The organism is Streptomyces sp., from assembly GCF_035563135.1.
Classification (GTDB): domain Bacteria; phylum Actinomycetota; class Actinomycetes; order Streptomycetales; family Streptomycetaceae; genus Streptomyces.
The window spans coordinates 1-5,470 of sequence record NZ_DATMVN010000348.1; the positions used below are offsets into that span (position 1 = coordinate 1).

General features: G+C 68.7%; 4 protein-coding genes. All 4 read right to left on the reverse strand.

Annotation, left to right across the window (positions count from 1 at the left end):
- Window positions 1-91: 91 nt before the first annotated feature.
- Window positions 92-1,222, reverse strand: coding sequence for a DNA replication/repair protein RecF (gene recF / locus VN520_RS15175; protein ID WP_325747440.1), 1,131 nt, complete (start codon window positions 1,220-1,222; stop codon window positions 92-94).
- A gap of 66 nt (window positions 1,223-1,288) precedes the next feature.
- Complete coding sequence (gene gnd, locus VN520_RS15180) at window positions 1,289-2,167, reverse strand: phosphogluconate dehydrogenase (NAD(+)-dependent, decarboxylating) (protein WP_325747441.1); 879 nt, start codon at window positions 2,165-2,167, stop codon at window positions 1,289-1,291.
- 145 nt (window positions 2,168-2,312) lie between these two features.
- Window positions 2,313-3,443 carry a DNA polymerase III subunit beta gene (gene dnaN, locus VN520_RS15185; protein WP_325747442.1) on the reverse strand — a complete coding sequence of 377 codons (1,131 nt, stop codon included), beginning with the start codon at window positions 3,441-3,443 and terminating at the stop codon, window positions 2,313-2,315.
- A 972-nt stretch (window positions 3,444-4,415) separates the two neighbouring features.
- Window positions 4,416-5,470 (reverse strand): chromosomal replication initiator protein DnaA (gene dnaA / locus VN520_RS15190; RefSeq protein ID WP_325747443.1); only part of this gene is annotated, 1,055 nt, incomplete at its 5' end.

Here is a 5,470-nt window from a genome sequence, read left to right on the forward strand (position 1 = left end):
GCGCGCAGCGCCACGCGCGCCAGGTCCACGCCCGACACCTCCGGCTGCTTCGCCGGGCCCCGCGCGGGCACGCCCTGCTCGTCCGGGCCGCTCACAGCCGTTCCACCGCCCCTGCGGAGACGGCGTACCGCGCTCCGGCCAGCACCCCTGGGACGTCATCGTCCACGGCGGCCGTCACCAGCACCTGCTCGCCGGGGGCCACCAGCTCCGCCAGCCGCTCGCGACGGCGCGCGTCCAGCTCGGCGAAGACGTCGTCGAGCACCAGGACCGGCTCGTTGCCCTCGGTGCGGAGCAGGTCGTAGGAGGCCAGCCGCAGCGCCAGGGCGTACGACCAGGACTCGCCGTGGCTCGCGTACCCCTTCGCCGGCATCCCGCGCAGGCCCAGCACCAGGTCGTCACGGTGCGGGCCGACGAGGGTCACCCCGCGCTCGATCTCCTGCTTGCGCGCCTGGACCAGGGCCGCCATCACCTGCTCGTACAGCTCCTCGCGGGTGCGCGCGGCCTCCACCTCGGCACCGGCCGAGCTGCGGTACTCCAGCGTCACCGGCCCGCCGCCGGGGGCGACGTCGGCGTACGCCTTGTCCGCCAGCGGCTGCAGGGTCGCGATCAGGTCCAGCCGCTGCGCCAGCAGCTCCGCCCCCACCCGGCCCAGGTGCTGGTCCCACACGTCCAGCGTGGACAGGTCCATCGACCGGCCGCCGTGCCTGCGGGCCATGGCCGCGGACTTCAGCAGGGTGTTGCGCTGCTTCAGCACCCGTTCGTAGTCGGAACGGACTGCGGCCATGCGGGGGGAGCGCGCCGTGATCAGCTCGTCCAGGAAGCGCCGGCGCTCGCCCGGGTCGCCCTTCACCAGGGCCAGGTCTTCCGGGGCGAAGAGCACCGTCCGCACTATCCCGAGAACATCACGCGGTCTGACCTGCGACGACCTGTTGATACGGGCTCGATTGGCGCGGCCCGGATTGAGTTCGAGCTCGATCAGCTGCGAGCGCTCGCCCTGGGTGACCGCGGCACGTACGACGGCGCGCTCCGCACCCATCCGCACCAGGGGGGCGTCGGACGACACCCGGTGGCTGCCGAGCGTGGCGAGATAGCCGACCGCCTCCACCAGGTTGGTCTTCCCCTGCCCGTTGGCCCCCACGAACGCGGTGACGCCCGGATCGAGAGGGACCTCGACCCGGGCGTACGAGCGGAAGTCGGCCAGCGAGAGATGCGTGACGTGCATGGTCGCCGACCCTTCCGACTGCGTGCTCTGCTGCTGTGTACCGCTTGCCGCGCGCGGCCTGCGGTCCTACTTCTTGTTCTCGACCGCGTGGCCGCCGAACTGGTTGCGCAGCGCGGCGATCATCTTCATCTGCGGCGAGTCGTCCTGGCGCGAGGCGAAGCGCGCGAACAGGGACGCGGTGATCGCGGGCAGCGGCACCGCGTTGTCGATCGCTGCCTCGACCGTCCACCGGCCCTCGCCGGAGTCCGCGGCGAAGCCACGGAGCTGGTCGAGGTGCTCGTCGTCGTCCAGAGCGTTGACCGCCAGGTCGAGCAGCCAGGAACGGATGACCGTGCCCTCCTGCCAGGAGCGGAAGACCTCGCGCACGTCGGTGACGGAGTCGACCTTCTCCAGGAGCTCCCAGCCCTCGGCGTAGGCCTGCATCATGGCGTACTCGATGCCGTTGTGGACCATCTTGGCGAAGTGGCCGGCGCCGACCTTGCCCGCGTGGACGGAACCGAAGTCACCCTCGGGCTTGAGGGCGTCGAAGACGGGCTGGACCTTCGCGACGTCCTCTTCGCTCCCGCCGTACATCAGGGCGTAGCCGTTCTCCAGGCCCCAGACGCCACCGGAGACGCCGCAGTCGACGAAGCCGATGCCCTTGGCACCCAGCTCGGCGGCGTGCTTCTCGTCGTCGGTCCAGCGGGAGTTCCCGCCGTCCACGACGACGTCGCCCGGGGAGAGCAGCTCGGCCAGCTCATCGATGGTGGACTGGGTCGCGGCACCTGCCGGGACCATCACCCACACGACGCGCGGGCCCTTGAGCCTGCCCACAAGCTCTTCGAGGCTGTGGACATCGGCGACGTCCGGGTTGCGGTCGTAACCGATGACGGTGTGGCCTGCGCGGCGGATGCGCTCGCGCATGTTGCCGCCCATCTTGCCGAGGCCGACGAGACCGAGCTCCATCAGAGATTCCTTAAGCGTTGTGCCGATTCGTACCCAGGACCGAGCCTACGCCCGGCCGGGGCAGCACGGCGGGGAGCAGCGCGGGGGCCTGCTCTGCGCTGAGCCTGCCCGCCGGAAACTGCCATGACAGGGACGACCGGCCGGATCAGCCGGAGAGGCGGACCGGCATGATCAGGTACTTGTACGCGTCGTTCGCCTCGGCGTCGACGGCCGCCCGGCCGCTGAGCAGCGCCGGCTTGGTCGACGTGGTGAAGGAGAGCTGGGCGACCGGGGAGTCGATCGCGCTGAGCCCGTCCAGAAGGAAGGTCGGGTTGAAGGCGATCGAGATGTCGTCACCCTCGAGCACGGCGTCGACACGCTCCACAGCCTGTGCGTCGTCGCTGGAACCGGCCTCCAGGATCAGCACACCCTGCTCGAAGCTGAGCCGCACCGGAGTGTTCCGCTCGGCGACCAGGGCCACGCGCTTGACGGCCTCGACGAACGGGGCGGTCTCGATGACCGCGACCGAGTTGAACTCGGTGGGGAAGAGCGTCCGGTACTTCGGAAGGTCGCCCTCGAGCAGCCGCGTGGTCGTACGGCGGCCGGCGCCCTCGAAACCGATGAGCCCTTCACCCGCACCCGAGCCGGACAGTGCCAAGGTCACCGTGTCACCGCTGGTCAGTGCCTTGGCGGTGTCCAGGAGCGTCTTGGCGGGCACCAGGGCCACGGCCGAGGTCTCGGGGTTCTCCGGCTTCCACAGGAACTCACGGACCGCGAAGCGGTAGCGGTCGGTCGACGCGAGGGTGACCGTGTCGCCCTCGATCTCGATCCGGACGCCGGTCAGCACGGGCAGGGTGTCGTCGCGCCCTGCCGCGATGGCCACCTGAGCCGCCGCGGAGGCGAAGACCTCACCCGGGACGGTGCCCGTGGCGGTCGGCATCTGCGGCAGTGCCGGGTATTCCTCCACAGGAAGGGTGTGGAGTGTGAACCGCGAGGAGCCGCAGACCACCGTGGCCCGTACACCGTCTGTGGAAATCTCCACCGGCCTGTTCGGCAGGGCGCGGCAGATGTCGGCGAGCAGCCGGCCGGAGACGAGGACCGTGCCGTCCTCCTCGACCTCCGCGTCCACCGAGACCCTGGCCGAGACCTCGTAGTCGAAACTCGAGAAGCTGAGGGCGCCGTCCTCAGCCTTCAGCAGAAGGCCCGCGAGAACGGGCGCCGGCGGACGGGCCGGGAGGCTGCGGGCCACCCAGGCCACCGCCTCCGCGAGTACATCGCGCTCCACCCGGATCTTCACCGGAACCGCCTCCTGCTGTTGCTCGCTCGCCCTGCTGGCCTTCGTCGTCTGACCGGGGCTCCTCGGCGAAGGGCCGGGGTGCCACCGGGGACCAGTCTGACGTACGGCACCGACACTCGTCGCTGCTCGGGGTCAAGTCGTGCCGGGTGGCTCGCCGAGCTCGCTGCTCAAGTTGTGCACAGGCCCCACTTCGAAGCGGATTCCTGGCTAACTCTGAGTGGTAGTAGTAGTAGGCCCTGTGGATACCGTGGATAACGCCATTGGCACAGGTCAGATGCTGTTTTTTGTCCACCGACCCTGTGGGTGGCACCGGTGGACAACCAGGCGTTTCTGTGGACACGCGAAAGTTCTGCACACCCGATGCACAGGGCAGGGTGACTTCTCCCCAGGCCTGTCCCCAGCTTTACCCACGTTCCCCACAGCTCAACCAAGGCCCCTCGTGTGACGCCTTTCACTCTTGGCGGTGAAAAGCCGTGTCGGGTTGTCGAACAGTGGACAGGGGTGTGGAGAAGCTGGGGACAACAGGGCTGTGCTTGTGGGTCGGCGGTGGACAACATCATCAGGGTCCTGTGGACAAGTTTTTATCCACAGGCTGTGGATTGTCTCTGGCCACAATTCCCCAGGCATGTGACCTGGCCTGATGGAGTATCGGCAGCGGCCCCTGTGGACGCAATCTGGACAACTTCCCAGTCCCCAGGCTGTGGACGCCAGATTCTCGTACTTCTGTGGAGAAGCGCTCGCTCTCGGCCTGTCTTCGAACACTCCGGCCCGGCTCAGCCCTCTCGTGTGTCGTCGATCTGAGCGGGAGCGGGTGCGTGGAGCGGCCTCGGAAGACGCCCCGAGCCTCTTTCGGTCCCTCCTGGAACGGCTCCAGGAGGGACCTGACGACGAAGGGCGCCCCATGAGGACGTCGTACGGTCCTCGCGGGGCGCCCGGGGCGCGCTGTGCGGCCGGCCTGGCTGTGGCCTGGCGTCAGCCGTTCTTGATGCGGTTGGTGAGCTCGGTGACCTGGTTGTAGATGGAGCGCCGCTCCGCCATCAGGGCACGGATCTTCCGGTCGGCGTGCATCACCGTGGTGTGGTCGCGACCGCCGAACTGAGCACCGATCTTGGGCAGGGAAAGATCCGTCAGCTCACGGCAGAGGTACATGGCGATCTGGCGGGCCGTCACGAGGACGCGGCTGCGGGACGATCCGCAGAGGTCCTCCACCGTCAGTCCGAAGTAGTCCGCGGTCGCCGCCATGATGGCCGGTGCGGTGATCTCGGGAGCCGTGTCCTCGCCGCCCGGGATGAGGTCCTTGAGCACGATCTCGGTCAGGCCGAGATCCACCGGCTGCCGGTTCAGGCTCGCGAAGGCGGTCACACGGATGAGAGCGCCCTCCAGCTCGCGGATGTTGCGCGAGATGCGGGAGGCGATGAATTCGAGTACCTCGGGCGGGGCGTTGAGCTGCTCCTGCACGGCCTTCTTGCGGAGGATCGCGATACGCGTCTCCAGCTCCGGCGGCTGCACATCGGTGGTCAGGCCCCACTCGAACCGGTTCCGCAGCCGGTCCTCAAGGGTCACCAGCTGCTTGGGCGGGCGGTCCGAGGACAGCACGATCTGCTTGTTGGCGTTGTGGAGCGTGTTGAAGGTGTGGAAGAACTCCTCCTGTGTCGACTCCTTGCTCGCCAGGAACTGGATGTCGTCGACCAGGAGGATGTCCACGTCGCGGTAGCGCTTGCGGAAGGTGTCGCCCTTGCCGTCGCGGATCGAGTTGATGAACTCGTTGGTGAACTCCTCGGAGCTCACGTACCGCACCCGGGTGCCCGGATACAGACTCCGCGCGTAGTGCCCGATGGCGTGCAGCAGATGGGTCTTGCCGAGCCCCGACTCCCCGTAGATGAAGAGGGGGTTGTACGCCTTAGCGGGGGCCTCGGCGACGGCGACCGCCGCCGCGTGCGCGAAGCGGTTGGACGCGCCGATCACGAAGGTGTCGAAGAGGTACTTCGGATTCAGCCGGGCATGCGGCTCGCCGGCCCCGGGCGGGG

What these genes read in the sequence shown, in the direction of transcription:
- recF (WP_325747440.1), bottom strand. Translation starts at nt 1,222, where the DNA reads ATGCACGTCACGCATCTCTCGCTGGCCGACTTCCGCTCGTACGCCCGG.
- gnd (WP_325747441.1), bottom strand. Translation starts at nt 2,167, where the DNA reads ATGGAGCTCGGTCTCGTCGGCCTCGGCAAGATGGGCGGCAACATGCGC.